The sequence below is a fragment of the Pseudoalteromonas sp. SWN29 genome, assembly GCF_015864465.1.
Taxonomy (GTDB): domain Bacteria; phylum Pseudomonadota; class Gammaproteobacteria; order Enterobacterales; family Alteromonadaceae; genus Pseudoalteromonas.
This window is the reverse complement of record NZ_JADYXE010000179.1, coordinates 1-556: the sequence shown is the minus strand read 5'-3', so window position 1 is coordinate 556 and position 556 is coordinate 1. Positions and strand designations below refer to the sequence as shown.

At 48.9% G+C, this 556-nt stretch carries 1 protein-coding gene; it reads left to right on the top strand.

All coding sequences use genetic code 11. The features are described 5' to 3' along the window. Positions 1-193 precede the first annotated feature (193 nt). Positions 194-556 (top strand): hypothetical protein (locus tag I6F53_RS20995; RefSeq protein WP_442960602.1); only part of this gene is annotated, 363 nt, incomplete at its 3' end.

The window sequence follows — 556 nt, the reverse complement described above, 5'->3', positions numbered from 1 at the left end:
GTATATGGGTGCATTTTTCTTAGTTATAAGAATGTCTTGTGCAAGTGAACATTCGTGAAGAAGTATGCGCATAAGCTTGCTCTAAATTTACATTGATGTTTGTGTTTATTGGAGGAGGTTGCATGCCGTTGTTGTTTTGAAAGTAGCATTTCTTGGTGAAACTAACTTCCCAAAATGTTTGTCTTTTTAGGAAATGGCCCCAAGGAAGCTTGCCTCAAAGAGATCCAGGAAGGATAAAGCGGCCGAAGGAACTAGTTCCGCTCCCGAGTATGACAGTCACCGCTTTAGGAGCGCTGTACACCAGCAGCGCTTCGAGGCCATCAAGGGATGGTCGTTTCTCCGGGAGCGACGCGTCCAGCTCAGGGACGACGAGTACACAGATTTTCAGGAAGAGATAGCTCGCCGGCATTGGACGTCGCTGGTCACTCCCATGGCCAAGTTTGACCCAGATGTAGTCCTAGAGTTTTATGCCAATGCTTGGCCCACAGAGGAGGGCGTGCGGGACATGAGATCCTGGGTAAGGGGCCAGCGGATTCCTTTTGATGAAGACACCCTT